The sequence below is a fragment of the Frondihabitans sp. PhB188 genome, assembly GCF_003752365.1.
Taxonomy (GTDB): Bacteria; Actinomycetota; Actinomycetes; order Actinomycetales; family Microbacteriaceae; genus Frondihabitans.
The window spans coordinates 12,728-27,922 of record NZ_RJUO01000007.1 but is presented as its reverse complement, the minus strand read 5'-3'; the positions used below and the strand labels follow the sequence as shown (position 1 = coordinate 27,922).

Here is a 15,195-nt window from a genome sequence, read left to right as displayed (position 1 = left end):
CTTCCACACCCAACAGTGCCCAGGGGGGAACAGCATCTCTGGGGCTGACATGGGAAGCCCAGAACAGCTAACCCCAGCACCTTAACGTCTTCGAAATCGTGTCTGCCATTGACGTGACCTCTACGCTCCTCGGCCGAGGCGCCGGAAACGTTTCTCGGCCGTTGCCGGATTGGGGCCGGGTGGTCGTGGCGCTCCTTGCCCGCACCGTTCTGGCGGCCACGGTAGGAATGCTGTTTTGGGCTGCAGCCCCCACGGCGCTCGGGTGGGAACCGACCACGGTAATGACCGGGTCCATGATGCCCCGCCTCCACCCCGGAGATATCGTCGTCGCCCGCCCCGTGGCGACCCCGCAACTGCATCCCGGTCAGGTGCTTCTGTTTGATGACCCCGACCATGCCGGCCGGCTGCGCCTGCACCGCTACCTGCAACCCGCCGCCACCGGGATGATCACCACCAAAGGAGACGCCAACCCCACCGCAGACTCATCCGCCGTCGACCTCAAGACAGTTCACGGTGTCGGCTACCTCCGGGTGCCTTACCTAGGGTTGCCGATCCTGTGGCTCCGCACCGGTGCCTGGCCCGCCACGCTGCTTGTCGGCATCGCACTTCTCGCAGCGGGGATCCTCACCCGCACCGACAAAACCTTACGGTGCGCGATCTGGAACCAAGGATGCACCACCGATTCCACGGCCCAGAACCCATCAAGACAACCGCGCCGCTTATTTCGCCGTGCCAGTGTCCTTGCCTGCGCCCTAATCATCGTCGCGGCCCTTATTCCCGAGAAAGCGCACGCTGCCGCCTTTGCCGGCACGACCCGCCCCCCACAGGCCGTCTTTACGGCGGCCACGGCGACTGCACCCACCGGGGTGACCTGCACCAATAACCCCGACTCCACGGCCACCATCAGTTGGACCTACACCGACGTGGCAGCCAACTCGTTCGACGTGATCAGCGGTGGCACCGTCCTGGCCAGCAGTCCCGGGACTGGCCGCACAGCCCGAATCAGTGCCAGCCAGTTATTGAACCTCGGCACGACGTGGCCGATCCAAGTCCGCACCAACCTCACCGCGACACCCGCATCCTGGAGCGCCACCTCGACCACCAGTACCCAGATCACGGTCACCGCGCTCCTCGGCCTCGCCGCTGTCCGCTGCAGCTGACCCGCGGAAACCACGGCCCCGATGCTGCCCTTCAACGGGAAGTGCCCCTGCGACAGAGGTCACAGGGGCACACATTGGCGACGTGAAGGATGCGCGTCCGTCTCGGATCAGGAAAAACGGAGGCTCATGGCTTCATCGCCAACGAACGTCAAGTAACCAGCTTGACACCTCGACGATAAGCCACGAATGGGCCAAAAGCTACGTCTCTATTCATGCCGGCAAAACCAACCGCGGATCGAGTGAAGATCAGGGAGATCACCTTCTGCCTCGACTCAAGCGGCCGGAGGAACCGCGATCGATGAATTGACCTCGCGCCCATCTCGCACTCAGCAATTCTCAAAATCGATCGTTTGTGACTCCCCGATAGACGGTCGTCCACCGAGACACGGGTCGGCGAGGACGAACCTTGCCGATTGGCCCAGAAATTCAGGGTCGAGAATTCCGACATACCCGTCCCTCAAAACGGCCCGGGCAGGGTGCCTCATTCGGGACTGGTGTTGTTCTCGAAATCGATCGGTTTCGGACGCCGTCAACTGGACGCGGTTGTGTCCTTCAGATCCGGGGGAGTGGTCTTCTCAGATCTCGTGTCCGAAATCAATGTAAGGCCGGCACCGTTATTGAGGCGGCCAGGAAGACCGACTCGGCAGGGTGTGTAGTTGGTCGCTAAGTGGCGGTGCTCAGTGATTGCTCCGTGACGGTGTCAGGGCGCACGGTGACCAACGGTGTCAGTGTCTACGATTGGGTACGCGAAGGCCCGTGTAGCCCCGCACGCACGTAGAGCGAAGCGGCAACCTTGCCCGTGGATGCGTTAGAGGTCGATGAAGAGTTCGCCGGTGGATTCGACGGGCCATTGGTTGTAGGTCAGGATCCCGGCAACGATCGCGAGGGCGATGATTGCCGGGACGCCGTTGATGTGGAGCAGGTCGCGGATTCGGGCGAGGTGGTACCGGACCCCGTTGGGCGTCATGTCGAGTTTTTCGGCGACGGTGTCGTAGCTTTCGTCTCGCGCGAGGTGCTTCAAGATGTCGACCTGGGTTGGGGTCAGCATCTTTATCTCTTTGGTTTTCTTCGCGCCCATGGGTCGAAAGTAAGCCCCTCCGAAGCGGTCTGCCCAGAATTCCCCCACCTCTTGTTCACTCATCGGGCAGCCAGTGTGCGGTCGGTTCGTAGCTTCACTATCACTTTGAGTAGAAGTACTTGTTCACGGGTGTGAGCGTCGCTTAGATTCACCTCGGCCCACCAGATTTGGGGGCATCCGGGGTCGAACACAGGGGTTCTCGTGCGCAGACGTGCCATCACTTCACTCATCGCAGGATCGGCGCTCCTCACAGCGGCGCTCGTAGGAACACCAGCCGTCGCGCAAGCAGCCACTGGGGATGCCTGGAACACCGTGTTCACGCCACCTTCGTCCGCTGATCAGCACGCGATTCCTGCGGCAAATGCCCCGACGACGCCATGGGCTCCCCAGACCCCGGTCAACGCAACAGGGAGCGGGACGAAGAAGTCTGCCGCTGTTGCCCAGCCTCTCTCGGCGCCGTCGGGAACGACCGCCGCGGCCCCGGGTCTCGGTTCGCTGCCTTACTTCGCGTTCGACAAGGACGATCTGTCGCCCGACCTCGTGGCGCAGGTGAACCTGGCCAACGGAAACCTGCTCCTGACCGCATCGGATGGTTCTCTGTCCGGCCCGGGCCTTGATCTTCGCAACGACCGTTTCTACAACGGCCTGTCCACCGCGGCTGGTTCCTACGGCGGGGGATGGTCGTCCACGCTGAGCCAGGTGGACTTCGGCCTTCGAGTCAGCGGTACCACGGCCGCGTTCAATGGCCCGACCGGCATTACCCCGAAGTTCACGAAATCCGGCACGACGTGGACGGCACCCACCGGGTTCAATGCCACCCTGACCGAAAACGACGCGTCGACGACGGCGATGTATGTCCTTCAGTACAACCAGGGTGGGGAGAAGCTTTCGTTCTCCTCAAACGGGTACATCACCTCCGACACCGACCGGAACGGCACGGGCAATCACTACGCCTACAACTCCTCCAACCAGGTCTCCACCATTACGAACGCGGCCGGCCGCCAATTCACCGTCTCCTGGTCCGGAAACACCCCCTCGTTGATTACGCACGTGGATGACTCCGCGGGCCGGGATTGGCAGTACGACAGCAACTCAGCAGGCCAGCTCTCCCGGGTCACCAAGCCCGGGAATGTCATCGAGAACTACACCTACGACTCCTCCGGGCGGATCGCGACCGCTCAGGTCTCCGGCGCACAAGGTGGCGACGAACTGATCACCTTCGGGTACGACACCTCCTCCCGCATCACCTCGATCAAGGTCGCGCTGGCATCTTCCCCGTCGACCCTGGTCAGCTCCCGCACCTACACGTACGGATCCTTGTCCGCGACGATGACGGACGGCAACAACCACACCACCACCTACGCCCTGAACGCCGCCGGCAACGAGCTCTCCGCCACGGATGCGCTCGGCCAGAAGCACTCCGCGGGTTATGACACCAACGACAACGTCACCTCCACCACCGACGCCCTTGGGGGCTCCCCGGGGAATCAGACCACGGCGAAATACGACTCCCTGAACAACCAAACGTCGGTCAACATCCCCACCGGTGCCGGCTCGACCGCCTCATACTCATCCAGCAGCTCGTGCACCACGACCCAGACCGGGAACGTGAACCTGCCTAAGTGCTCCACGGACGCGGCAAACGACAAGCAGGCATTCACGTACGACACCGCCGGGAACATGACTTCTGAGAAGGACTCCACCAGCGGAGGAACCGGTGTCACCCCGGTGACGAAGACCTACGAGGATTCCACGGGCAGCATTTGCGGCGGTGTTGCTGGCCAGGTGTGCACGGCTACCAACGGCAACGCCGGCGTCACGCACTACACGTACGACTCCAACGGCAACCTGACCCAGGTCACTCCGCCGTCCTCGATCGGGCAGGTGCAGTACCTCAACTATGACTCTCTCGGCCGCCTCCTGACGGTGAAAGACAACAAGGGCCAGACGACCACGTACACGTACACCGTCCGAGACCAGCTGAGCCAGACCACCTACCAAGACGGCTCCACCGTCCAGGTGTCTTACTACGCCAACGGCCTGCCGCAGACGACAACCGACTCCACCCAGCAGACCCCGGAGACGCTGACCTACGACGCCATCGGCCGCACCCTGTCCCAGACCGGCCCCGGCACCGCGTCCGAGTCGTACACGTATGACGAGGTCGGAAACGTCCTCAGCTACACCGACACGTCCGGCACCGTCAACTACACCTACAACGGCGACAACACCCTCCACAGCACCACTGAACCGGGCGGCTCCTGCCCGGCGTCGGGTGTTCCCGCCGCGAATTCCGGCTGCATCCAGTACACCTACAACGCGAACGGTTTCGAACTCACCCGCACCTTCCCCGGCGGCGCAAAGATCACCACCAAGCCCGATGCGTCGGGCCGCCCGATCTCGATCGTCGCCACCGACTCGACAAACGCCGTCAAGGACAGCCTCAGCTACTCCTACACGGTCGCCGGCGGCAGCGGCCTGACAGCCGACCGTACGCAGATCCAGTCCATGACCAGTACCGCAATCACCGGTGTCACCGCAGGTGCCGTCACGTCCTACACGTACGACACCCTCGGCCGGCTCAAGTCCGCGGTGGAGAAGAGCGGCAGCACCCAGACTGCCTCATGGGCTTATGCCTATGATGCCGACGGAAACCGGACTTCCGAAATTCGATCTGGTTCTACGGGGGCGACCGCCGGAACCGTCACGTATAAGTACAACGCTGGGGACGAGATCACCAGCACGAGTGCGGACACCGGCACGTGGGCGTATGACGCCAACGGCGACCAGACGACCGACGGCATTACTGGCCAAGCTCAGGCGCCCAACGACCGTGACGCCATCAGCAGTATCGGTAGCGAGTCGCTAACAGATTTCGCCCAAGGCAACTCAAGCCAACTATCGCGAAGCACCCCATCTTCCAGCTACACAGGCAGCGCACTTGGGCTTTCCACCGAAACTCAAGGATCTGCAACAACTGCCTACACCCGCGCCCCCTCTGGAGACCTCATTTCGGAACGAACGGGCTCCGGCACGTATTACTACGTCAAGGACGCCCTGGGTTCGGTCATCGGCTTGTTCAGCTCCACCGGTAGCTACACGGGTGGCTATTCGTACTCTCCCTACGGCGAACTGCGAGCAAGCACGACGAACGGCACGGCCGCGAATAACGCAGTCGTCGCGGCAAACCCGCTTCGCTATATTGGCGGCTACTTTGACTCTGGCTCCAGCCTCTACAAACTGGGGGCTCGCTACTACGACCCCACAGTCGGCCGCTTCACCCAAGTCGACCCCTCCGGTCAATCCCAAAATCAGTACCTCTATGCCAGCGACGACCCTATTAACGGCAGCGACTCTTCAGGAGCCGTTACGTCCTACGGAGGTGAGTTCTGCGACATCATCTGCGTCGGGTACAACCAGAACGTTGCAGCGGATGGCCAGCAGGGAGGAACGATCACGCTTGGCTTGGGCGGAGAGGAGGGAGCCTCCTACCACGTCTCAAGAGACTCCGAAGAAGAGGACCCTTACGGAATTGGTTCAGGTGCAAGCTGCACCTCCGCAGATGGGCCTCTCGGCGTCTTCGGTGAAATAGCGACCGCCACCTACCCGCAAGGTGGCGAAGGATCGGAGGGATTCGGAGCCAGCTATGGAGCCGAAGAGGGCTGCGGCGTAGAGGCAGATTTCAGTAGGGTCTTCTAGCGCCGCGAACTGTCAAAAGGATTGAGAAACAGCTAATGGAAACAACCCATGCTGAAAGCAGATGGAATTCTCTCTCCATCGCCGCCTTCGTGCTTGCCTTCGTACTCTCCTGGGTCGGCATCGTCCTTGGTTTTGTGGCGAAAGCACAAATCAGGCGAACCCAGGAACGAGGAACCGGACTGGCGACGGCCGCAATTGTCGTCGGATTCGTAGAAATTGGTCTTTTCCTCCTCGGTGCCGTCCTCTTCGCCACCGTTAACTCCGGGCCCCATACCTAGTGAGCAATCAGAATTGGCTCACGTCATGACAAACCAGTACGGAGAAGCAGGACCCTCCTTGCCTTCGCCGCTAACTAGGGTTCCCAGAAGCGTTGTCTTAGCTTTCTGGCTATTCTTGGCCTCAGCTGCTCTCCATTTAGGGGTACTTGTAATCTCAATCGCTTCTTACGGGACAGACCTTCTCGCTGCCAAGAAGCAAGTAGGGCGAATCACGCAAGGGGTTGGAACGAGTCAAGCTCAGTCTTTTGCAGGCGCCGGCCTGTTGGCTGGGATCGCCATTACAGCCCTAATTTTCATCACATTTGTGCTCATCAGCTTCCCGATGCGGCGGGGTAAAAATTGGGCACGAATTGTTCTGCTAGTCGTTGCTGTCTTTTCTCTCAGTGGTGTTGGGTCCTACAACGGAGTAGGCGCCCTGGCGGTTGCAGCCGCCATTACGGCGGTAGTTCTCACGTTTCTTCCGCAATCTAAGCCTTTCTTTGCGGTTAAGAATTAACACCTGTCGCGTGCTCTTTTGCTTGTCGATCGTGCACGCACAGCGCTTCAGTATATAAAATGTGATCTATCAGATCTGTTTAGGTAAGACAGCATCCTTTTGACCAGTTCGAGCCTGCGGCTATCTGGGGTATACCCCAACCAGGCGTAAAGCATGACCTGCCCAGCGTGTCTAACTAGGGTCAATATTAAGCTGTTAGACACTAATTCCTGGCGCCTTTAAGACCTTATCTAGACACAGGTGGCCAGGAAGGCACCCATGGCAGGTCAACGAGTCGGGTACGTCCGCGTGAGCACCCTCGATCAGAACACCGTCCGGCAGCTGGACGGAGTCGCCGTCGATAAGACCTATTCCGAAAAAGCGTCCGGAAAAGATCAGAAAAATCGTCCGCGGCTGGAGGAGCTGGTCGGTTTTGTTCGGGAGGGTGACACGGTGCTTGTGCACTCGATGGATCGCCTGGCGCGAAACCTCGACGACTTGAAGCAGATCATCGGCCGGCTGACGGCCAAGGGCGTCCGGGTCGAGTTCGTGAAGGAGGGCCTGACCTTCACCGGGGACGACAATGCGGCCGCGACATTTCTTTTGCATGTCATGGGTGCTTTCGCGGAATTCGAGCGGTCGCTCATTCGAGAGCGGCAACGCGAGGGAATCGCTCTGGCTAAGAAGCGGAAAGTGTACGCCGGGCGGGTACCAGCCCTCACTGCATTGAAGGCCGCGGAGTTGCGCCGATTGGGAGGGGAGGGTGTCCCCAAAACGGTTCTCGCCAGACAGTTCGGGGTCAGCAGAGCCACCGTCTATGCCTATCTTCGCGCCGGTGCCGGCCCACGAACCTCCAGAGACAAAACCGGCGCAGACCTGGCCGGCGTCCCTGCGGATGAACATCAGCCTCGAGCGGGCGCGGCAGTTGTCGGTGACGGTTGAAAACTGAGCAGTTGTGACGGTCGAAAAGTGAGCACTTCAATCCACGATTGGATGGGTGATCACTTTGGAAGATTGGGCGTTGATTCGTCGGCTTCATCACGGCGAGAAGGTCCCGCGGGCCGTCATCGCGAGGCAGCTCGGGATCTCACGGAACACGGTCGCGAAAGCGTTGGCGGACGAGTCGCCACCGAAGTACGTCCGGCCGCCGGCGGGGACGGCGTTCGATGTTGTCGAGCAGCAAGTCAGGGCGCTGTTGGTCGAGGCGCCGTTCATGCCAGCGACCGTGCTGGCGGAACGTATCGGCTGGGACGGGTCGGCGTCCTGGTTCCGTGAACAGGTCCGGAGGGTCCGCCCGGACTACGCGCCGAAGGATCCCGCGTCCAGGCTTCGGCACGATCCGGGCGATCAAGTCCAGTGCGATCTCTGGTTCCCGCCCGCAAAGATCCCCCTCGGCAACGGGCAGCTCGGGTCGCCTCCGGTGCTGGTCATGGTCGCAGCGCACTCAAGGTTCATCACCGCGGTGATGCTGCCCTCTCGAACGACACCGGACCTGTTGGCCGGGATGTGGTTCCTCCTGAACGGGCAGTTGAGTGCGGTCCCGCATCGGCTGATCTGGGACAACGAGGCTGGCATCGGCCGCCGAAACCACCTCGCCACCGGGATGACCGAGTTCGTCGGGGCTCTCGCGACGAGGATCGTGCAGTTGAAGCCGTTCGATCCGGAGTCCAAGGGCATCGTCGAGCGGGCGAACCAGTACTTCGAGACGTCCTTCATGCCCGGACGAACGTTCGCCTCGCCGGCGGACTTCAACACCCAGCTGACGGCCTGGTTGCCTCGAGCGAACACCCGAACCGTCCGGGCGTTGAAGGCGAGGCCGGTCGATCTCATCGGCCGGGACCGGGCCGGGATGCTGCCGTTGCCCTCGGTCGCGCCCTCGGCAGGGTTCGCCCACCAGGTTCGGTTGCCCAGGGATTACTACGTCCGTGTTCTCTCCAACGACTACTCCGTCGACCCAACCGCGATCGGCCGCGTGGTCGATATTCGCGCCGACCTCCACCGGGTCGAGGTCATGTTGCAGGGACGCCTCGTCGCATCTCACGAGAGGTCGTGGTCGACCGGGGCCACGATCACTGACCGGGCCCATGTTGCCGCGGCTGACGTCATGCGGGCCCGGTTTCAAACCCCTAGGGCCGTCCCCGCTCAGGACGACCTGATCCGGGACTTGTCGGACTACGACACCGCGTTCGGCGTCGACTTCACCACCGGGGTCGCCTCATGACCGACAGCGACGACATCCTGAAGCACATCGAGTTCCTCGCCCGCGCTCTCAAAGCACCCCGGATCCGGGATGCGGTCGAGCGTCTCGGGGACCAGGCCAGAGCAGACGGGTGGTCACACGAGCAATACCTCGCCGCGGTCCTAGACCGGGAAGTCTCCGCCCGCGACGCCTCCGGCGGGCTCCTACGAATCAAAGCAGCAGGGTTCCCGACGAGGAAGACCATCGAGGACTTCACCTTCGACCACCAGCCATCCCTGAAACGGGACCAGATCGCCCACCTGACCCAAGGCGCCTATCTCTCATCCGCGCAGAACATCGTGTTGCTCGGGCCTCCCGGCACCGGGAAGACACACCTCGCGACGGGTCTTGGCATCAAAGCCGCCCAGGCCGGACACCGGGTGCTTTTCGCGACCGCGGTCGAGTGGGTCGCCCGGCTACAGGCGGCGCACCAGCAGGGCCGGCTCGCAGCGGAGCTGGTGAAACTGCGACGGTTCGGGCTGATCATCGTCGATGAAGTCGGCTACATCCCCTTCGAGCAGGACGCCGCGAACCTGTTCTTCCAACTCGTCTCGTCCCGTTACGAGCACGCGTCCCTGATCCTCACGAGCAACCTCCCGTTCGCGCGTTGGGGCGACGTCTTCGGCGACCAAGTCGTCGCCGCCGCGATGATCGACCGCATCGTCCACCACGCCGACGTCATCACCCTCAAGGGCTCCAGCTACAGGCTCCGGAACACCGGAATCGACACCCTGCCTTCAACCCGAGCCGAAAACACGACACAGTAAACAAACAAGCAGCTGCTCACTTTTGAAGCGGCAGAACTGCACGGTTTTCGACCGTCACTGACAGCAGTAGCTAAGAGGCTCTGATGGCAGGTGTTGGGCCTTGGGTATCCGCGGGTGTAGGTCTACTGGCCTTGGCGTGGAGCGTCGTCGTTTATGTCCGAGACAGCAGCGGCCGGAGACAGGCAGACCAGGCAGAGCGGGCAGGACGAATGATCACGCTCCTCGAATCGATTGATCTGGGGGGTACCGAAACCGGTTTGGATTCGACGAATGCGAGAGCGAAGCATGAGGAGCAAATTCGCGATCTTCAGCGGGTAGTCCGGCTGGGTGCCGCCGATTTCTCCGTACGCGCTCTCCGCCATGGACTGTCCACGTCGACTGTCGTGATCATCGCTGCCTACGCCGTCTTCCTAATTTCGACAGGCGCGTTCATCCTGAACAAGGCATCGGGCGAAAGTCCCGCACGTCACAACAGCGACGACATTGTCGGAGTTACCCTTCTTGGCCTTGGGGTTCTTGGTGTTCTCATCGTGGGTGTGGCCGGCGAGCGGAGAAGGAAGTCGCGCGCTCAACAACGCGCCGCGGGCATGAAGGTGGTGTCACTCGTCGAAGGAATGCGAGTGACGAGCGGTGAGGCGAGAACAGTTGTGGTCACATGGATTTTGCGGAGGCGCCAACTTCGAGCTGCCAAGAAATGGAACGAAGAAGACGTCGACCAGATCCGTCCCCGGTAGACCGGTTAGGAAAAGCTAAGTGGCTCGTGGTCTGGTGCACGGGGAGGGGGTCTGAAAGTTAGCCGGGAAACACCCCTAGCCTTTACGTATGGGATCTCTCGACCGGCTGCTGTACGTGGACGACTCCGGCAGCGACCGTTTCGGGTGGATTGTTTATGGGTGGGTGGAAACGACACCCGAAGGATGGCGACGGGCCCTTCGGACGTGGCTTGAGTTCCGAAAGCAACTCTGGGAAGACCATCGCATTCCGCCATCGCAGGAATTACACGCCACGGACTACATCAATGGTCGCGGCAATCTCTCCGTCGATCCGGTCGAGTTGAAGAAAGATCTCGGTCGACTAGTGGCGGAGAAATGTCTCGCGGTCCTCCGAGACTGCCCAGACATCCAAGTTGGGGCCGTGTGCCGGCACACGAACCTGCGCGGTAAGGACTACTCGGCGGAGCGGGGCCGTGTCTATGAAGCACTCGTCAACCGTTGGGACGAAGAGCTTCTCGAGCAGGATTCTTTTGCGCTTGTAGGTATGGACGGGAACGGAACCGAGCCGTCCTATTTCGACGCCCATCGAGGCCTCAAGCTGGACACTCGACGGCTCATCGAAGACCCCATGTTCCACGACTCGAAACGTTCTCAGTGGACCCAAATGGCGGACCTCGTGGCGTACATCGCTTACTGCCACGTTGATCGGCACCCCCGCAACGAGTTCGCATGGGAGTGGTACGCGGCGTTCTTGTCCGGGTCGGATCCATTCGGGGAACCGCAGCCGTTAAACAGCTAGACCCGCCTATCCACGAATGTGGGGCGGGTCTGCAATTGCAATCCTACGCAGCTCCACGCAGCGAGGCAAGTCAAAGCTGGGCGAACCGCACGTATTCCAGCCAGCCGAGATCTCGGGCCACTAGTGCCCGGCTGCCCGAGAAATGAAGCAATAAGAAGGGCTCCGCCGCTATTCGCGTCGGAGCCCTTGGGTTGCAACGTTCTACTGAAGGAGCCCTTTGGCTCGTTCGATGCGCTCTTTTAGGCCGGCCTGGAATGTCGCGTCGTTTCGTCGACTCTCGATATGACCGCTGATCGCTGCCCGAATCACTTCGGACACGGGCTGGTTTTCCACGTTCGCGACTGTTTCCAGTTGGTCCGCTTGTTCTGCGGAGAGGCGAATCGTCATTGCTTTCTGCGTAGGCATACCTCGATTATGCTCCGTCCACGACTTGGTGGTCAACCACCGTGGTGATGTGATACCGTGATACCAATCAACCACCTTCGATCGATTGGAAAATCGTGAACAGCACCGAGAACAACCACCCCGATTCCCTCGTCACCATCTTCATCGACGGGACCTCCTTCACGACGAAGGCAGGTATGACCACTGTCGATGCTTTGCGTCATCTGCCCAACCCTCACGTTCCGGCCGATAAGAACCTCTGGCTGGACATCCTCGACGAACAGGACCGGCTCCTCGAGCACGCCGAGACCATCGAGATCCGTGACGGGATGCGATTCTTCACCGAGATCCCGTCCGTCACTATCAAGATCGACCGGCACGAGTACGAGGTCTTCAAACGCAAGATGGCCGGTGCCGAGCTTCGCGTCGTCCCCTCGCCCGACGTCGCCGCCGACAGGGACCTGTGGCTCGACGTCCCCGACAAGCGCGACGTCAAAGTGCAGGACGAAGACGTCATCGAACTGCACGCCGGTATCCGCTTCTTCACCGCCCCGGGCCGCATCAACCCCGGATCCAACCTCAACCGTCAGTAGCACTCGTGAAACTGCCTGCCACTGACACCGACTTCCTCGAAACCGCCGGGATCAATCACCGCGTTTTCGAGGAAGCCGGGACCCTCAACGTAGAACTCATCGGCTTCGTTCTCCCCCCAGGGTTGAACGCAGAAACAGCCAACGTTCTGTTCCGTCTGGCCCCGACCTACCCCGACACCGCCCCCGACATGTGGTGGCTCATCCCACACCTCGCCAAAGCGGACGGACGAGTGATCACCGCGACCGAGCAGGTGGAGATTCACGACGGCAGAACCTGGCAACGCTGGTCACGGCATCTCGACGCGACCCAATGGCAATCCGGTATCGACGGGCTCGAAAGCTACATCCGTCTTCTCAGAACCGAACTCACAACCGCAGGAGAACTATGAAGACCTCACTGGTCATGCGCCAAGAACACGCCGACAGGCTTCTCGTCTTGGCGCAGGGAACCCTCGAAACAGGAGCCGTTGTCCTCGCGCGGCATGTTGCCACCGCGTCGGGCATACGCCTCCTCGTGACCGAGATCCACGAGGTCCCCGACGAGGCGTATGTCCGACGGGACGAGGACGCCTTAGAAATTCTCTCCGAGGGCTACATGCATGCCCTCGGCCGGGCCGAGAAAACCGGCAACGTTGCCCTGTGGCTTCACACCCACCCCGGCGAGGGCGCATCCCCCCGCCTCAGCACCCACGACCACATCGTCGACGCATCCCTCAAAGATGTCTTCGCAGCCCGAACAGGGTCAGGGCAGTATGGTGCCATTGTCCTCAGCCACGTAGACGGGCATCTGACCTTCACCGGGCACCTCGACGGCGAAGAAGTCAGCCCGATTGAGTACCTCGTCTCGGTCGGCGACCGGTTCCTCTTTCACCGAAGTGCCGATTCCGCCTTTCCGTCGGTCCCGGCTCTTTTTGACCGCAACATTCGAGCGTTCGGGACAGAGATTCAGGCGCTTCTTTCGGATCTCACCGTCGCTGTCGTTGGAGCCGGGGGGACTGGCTCCGCCACGGCCGAGCAGCTGGTACGCCTCGGTGTTCGACACCTGATCCTGATCGACCCTGACACTCTGTCTGACTCCAACGTCACCCGCGTGTACGGCTCCACACCGGGCGACGTCGGCAAACGCAAAATCGACGTCCTCGGCGACCACCTTCAAGCCATCGCCCCCGACCTAGTAGTCGACCGGCGTTTCGGTGCCATCACTGCTCTTCAGCACGCCGAAGCGCTCTTAGATGCGGACATCATCTTCGGCTGCACGGACGACAATGCCGGACGCCTTCGCCTGTCCAGGATTCCCTACTACTACCTGACACCCGTCATCGACTGCGGCGTCCAGCTGGACGCGAACGAACACGACCTCATCACCGGCATCTTCGGCCGAGTCACCACCTTGCACCCCTCGGCACCTTGCCTCATCTGCCGCAACCGCGTCGACCTTGCCCTCGCCGCGGCGGAGACACGATCGCGGGACGAACAGCGAACCCTCGAAAAGGAGGGTTATGCCCCCGCGCTTCCCGGAGTGGAACCGGCCGTCGTCGCTTTCACAACCTTCGTCGCCGCCACGGCCGTCAACGAACTGCTCGAGCGTCTGATCGGCTACGGCGAACCACCGGCACCTTCCGAGGTTATTCTGCGCATTCACGACCGAGACATTCGGGCCACTCACGCGGACGCCAAGACCGGCCACTATTGCGACCCGGCCGCGACAATCCAGTACGACGACGAAATGTTCTTGGGGCTCAATTGGACCTCTTAAGAAAATTCTTCGGTTGGCGGCTCCCTTACCGGTGGAAGATCACCACGGAAGTCAGATCCGTCCTCGACGTGAACGACACCCTCGCACCCAAGACAGCCGTCCTTGTCCAAGCCGGTGGGAACGCCAAGTGGCTGGTCTTCGATTGCCCGTGTTCCGGGCACCACCGAGTCATGGTGAACCTGAACCCCGAAACCAGGCCCCTCTGGAAGATCGACCAATCAAATCCTCTGTCACTTCGTCCGAGCGTCGACGAGCGCAGCCCTGGCAGACACTGCCATTACGTTGTTCACGACGGCCGAATCCGATGGGTCGAAAGAACGGAACCACGCACGTGACGACCACAAGCGAGCCCGAAGGCGCCGAATCGTACGAACCGACGCCAGCAACCCAAGAAACGAAAAGACCCACGCGCACTCCCTTTTATGAGGCCAACCATGCGCCCCGGTACGCCAGGCAGGCGCTCATTCGAGAGATCGAGAAAGAAACGGGGGCAACCCTGATCTGCTACGTTGCCGATGACGACCAGCAGGTCGATCGCTTCGACACTCTCAGCGTTGTCGACCTGCTCCATAACATCCCGCCAGGAACGGCTATCGATGTGCTCCTCCAGTCCCCGGGAGGCGACATTGACGCAGCCGAGAAGCTCATCATGCTGGTCCGGAAAAAAGTCGGCAACGCCCACCTCAGAGTCATAGTTCCTGACTACGCCAAAAGCGCCGGCACCCTGATCGCTCTCGGCGCCGACGAAGTCGTTATGAGTGACACCTCAGAGCTCGGCGCCATCGACCCCCAGGTGCTTCTTCCCGACTCCAACGGACACAACAGCCTGCTGTCCGCCCAAAGCTACCTCGATGCCTATGCCACCCACTCCGCCCGACTTCGAGAAGAACCGCACGATCCCGTTGCGCGGTTGATGCTCTCCAAAATGGAGCCGGCGACAGTGCGGAAACTTGAACGCATGACGACTCGGTCGAAGTCAATCGCGGCCGACCTTCTCTTCCAAGGCATGCTGCGAAACAAGGCTGCCGCGGAACAAGCAGCAAAAGACCTCAGCGATACCCAGAAATGGCAATCTCACGGCCAAATGATCTCCCACGAAAGCGCAGCCGGCCTAGGACTCACCGTCGCCTACCTTCGCCCCGAGGACTCCCTATGGGTCAAAATTTGGCGCCTCTACTGCCTCCAAAAATTCGAAGTCGTCGGAGGGAAGAAACTTTTCGAAAGCGCGTACGCCTCACTCGAAATTGTCTAAAT

General features: G+C 61.1%; 15 protein-coding genes. 13 read left to right on the top strand and 2 right to left on the bottom strand.

Features of this window, described 5'->3' with window-relative positions:
- Positions 1 to 98 precede the first annotated feature (98 nt).
- On the top strand, positions 99 to 1,160 hold the full coding sequence (locus tag EDF46_RS17675; RefSeq protein ID WP_148061298.1) for a S26 family signal peptidase: 1,062 nt from the start codon (positions 99 to 101) through the stop codon (positions 1,158 to 1,160).
- 808 nt (positions 1,161 to 1,968) lie between these two features.
- On the opposite strand, the gene EDF46_RS17670 is transcribed toward EDF46_RS17675, so the two are convergent.
- On the bottom strand, positions 1,969 to 2,208 hold the full coding sequence (locus EDF46_RS17670) for a LuxR C-terminal-related transcriptional regulator (RefSeq protein WP_158614328.1): 240 nt from the start codon (positions 2,206 to 2,208) through the stop codon (positions 1,969 to 1,971).
- Positions 2,209 to 2,550: 342 nt separating this feature from the next.
- Between EDF46_RS17670 and EDF46_RS17665 the strand changes: the two genes are divergently transcribed.
- The 7 genes from EDF46_RS17665 to EDF46_RS17640 all read left to right on the top strand — a co-directional run bounded on the left by EDF46_RS17665 (position 2,551) and on the right by EDF46_RS17640 (position 11,208).
- Positions 2,551 to 5,937, top strand: a complete 3,387-nt coding sequence (locus tag EDF46_RS17665; RefSeq protein ID WP_148061297.1) for an RHS repeat-associated core domain-containing protein — start codon at positions 2,551 to 2,553, stop codon at positions 5,935 to 5,937.
- A 35-nt stretch (positions 5,938 to 5,972) separates the two neighbouring features.
- Entirely contained in the window at positions 5,973 to 6,215 is a 243-nt protein-coding gene (locus EDF46_RS17660; RefSeq protein WP_123507976.1) for a DUF4190 domain-containing protein, read from the top strand.
- Positions 6,216 to 6,969: 754 nt separating this feature from the next.
- Positions 6,970 to 7,632 carry a recombinase family protein gene (locus tag EDF46_RS17655; RefSeq protein ID WP_123507974.1) on the top strand — a complete coding sequence of 221 codons (663 nt, stop codon included), beginning with the start codon at positions 6,970 to 6,972 and terminating at the stop codon, positions 7,630 to 7,632.
- Positions 7,633 to 7,687: 55 nt separating this feature from the next.
- Positions 7,688 to 8,911, top strand: a complete 1,224-nt coding sequence (gene istA / locus EDF46_RS17650; RefSeq protein ID WP_123507972.1) for an IS21 family transposase — start codon at positions 7,688 to 7,690, stop codon at positions 8,909 to 8,911.
- Entirely contained in the window at positions 8,908 to 9,696 is a 789-nt protein-coding gene (istB, locus tag EDF46_RS17645; RefSeq protein ID WP_123507970.1) for an IS21-like element helper ATPase IstB, read from the top strand. Before istA ends, istB begins: the two co-directional genes overlap by 4 nt.
- A 209-nt stretch (positions 9,697 to 9,905) precedes the next feature.
- Complete coding sequence (locus EDF46_RS18170; RefSeq protein ID WP_148061296.1) at positions 9,906 to 10,430, top strand: hypothetical protein; 525 nt, start codon at positions 9,906 to 9,908, stop codon at positions 10,428 to 10,430.
- 88 nt (positions 10,431 to 10,518) lie between these two features.
- Positions 10,519 to 11,208, top strand: a complete 690-nt coding sequence (locus EDF46_RS17640) for a DUF3800 domain-containing protein (RefSeq protein WP_123507968.1) — start codon at positions 10,519 to 10,521, stop codon at positions 11,206 to 11,208.
- A 201-nt stretch (positions 11,209 to 11,409) separates the two neighbouring features.
- On the opposite strand, the gene EDF46_RS17635 is transcribed toward EDF46_RS17640, so the two are convergent.
- Positions 11,410 to 11,595, bottom strand: coding sequence for a ribbon-helix-helix protein, CopG family (locus EDF46_RS17635; RefSeq protein WP_158614327.1), 186 nt, complete (start codon positions 11,593 to 11,595; stop codon positions 11,410 to 11,412).
- A 113-nt stretch (positions 11,596 to 11,708) separates the two neighbouring features.
- Here EDF46_RS17635 and EDF46_RS17630 point away from each other — a divergent pair, with 113 nt between their 5' ends.
- The 5 genes from EDF46_RS17630 (at position 11,709) to EDF46_RS17615 (ending at position 15,193) form a co-directional block, all read left to right on the top strand.
- Positions 11,709 to 12,185: a multiubiquitin domain-containing protein gene (locus EDF46_RS17630; protein ID WP_123507964.1), complete on the top strand. Its 477-nt coding sequence runs from the start codon at positions 11,709 to 11,711 to the stop codon at positions 12,183 to 12,185.
- A 5-nt stretch (positions 12,186 to 12,190) separates the two neighbouring features.
- Positions 12,191 to 12,574: an E2/UBC family protein gene (locus EDF46_RS17625; protein ID WP_158614326.1), complete on the top strand. Its 384-nt coding sequence runs from the start codon at positions 12,191 to 12,193 to the stop codon at positions 12,572 to 12,574.
- Positions 12,571 to 13,941: a ThiF family adenylyltransferase gene (locus EDF46_RS17620; protein ID WP_158614325.1), complete on the top strand. Its 1,371-nt coding sequence runs from the start codon at positions 12,571 to 12,573 to the stop codon at positions 13,939 to 13,941. The genes EDF46_RS17625 and EDF46_RS17620 overlap by 4 nt, the downstream gene beginning before the upstream one ends.
- 68 nt (positions 13,942 to 14,009) lie before the next feature.
- The gene (locus EDF46_RS18995; RefSeq protein WP_370454139.1) at positions 14,010 to 14,276 is read left to right on the top strand and encodes a DUF6527 family protein; all 267 of its coding nucleotides are present in this window, start codon (positions 14,010 to 14,012) and stop codon (positions 14,274 to 14,276) included.
- On the top strand, positions 14,273 to 15,193 hold the full coding sequence (locus EDF46_RS17615) for a hypothetical protein (protein ID WP_158614324.1): 921 nt from the start codon (positions 14,273 to 14,275) through the stop codon (positions 15,191 to 15,193). Before EDF46_RS18995 ends, EDF46_RS17615 begins: the two co-directional genes overlap by 4 nt.
- Positions 15,194 to 15,195: the final 2 nt, after the last annotated feature.

Coding starts and splice junctions, on each gene's coding strand:
- istB (WP_123507970.1), top strand. CDS start 8,908: ATGACCGACAGCGACGACATCCTGAAGCACATCGAGTTCCTCGCCCGC.
- EDF46_RS17660 (WP_123507976.1), top strand. CDS start 5,973: ATGGAAACAACCCATGCTGAAAGCAGATGGAATTCTCTCTCCATCGCC.
- EDF46_RS18170 (WP_148061296.1), top strand. CDS start 9,906: ATGATCACGCTCCTCGAATCGATTGATCTGGGGGGTACCGAAACCGGT.
- EDF46_RS17640 (WP_123507968.1), top strand. CDS start 10,519: ATGGGATCTCTCGACCGGCTGCTGTACGTGGACGACTCCGGCAGCGAC.
- EDF46_RS17670 (WP_158614328.1), bottom strand. CDS start 2,208: ATGCTGACCCCAACCCAGGTCGACATCTTGAAGCACCTCGCGCGAGAC.
- EDF46_RS17635 (WP_158614327.1), bottom strand. CDS start 11,595: ATGACGATTCGCCTCTCCGCAGAACAAGCGGACCAACTGGAAACAGTC.
- EDF46_RS17655 (WP_123507974.1), top strand. CDS start 6,970: ATGGCAGGTCAACGAGTCGGGTACGTCCGCGTGAGCACCCTCGATCAG.
- EDF46_RS17620 (WP_158614325.1), top strand. CDS start 12,571: ATGAAGACCTCACTGGTCATGCGCCAAGAACACGCCGACAGGCTTCTC.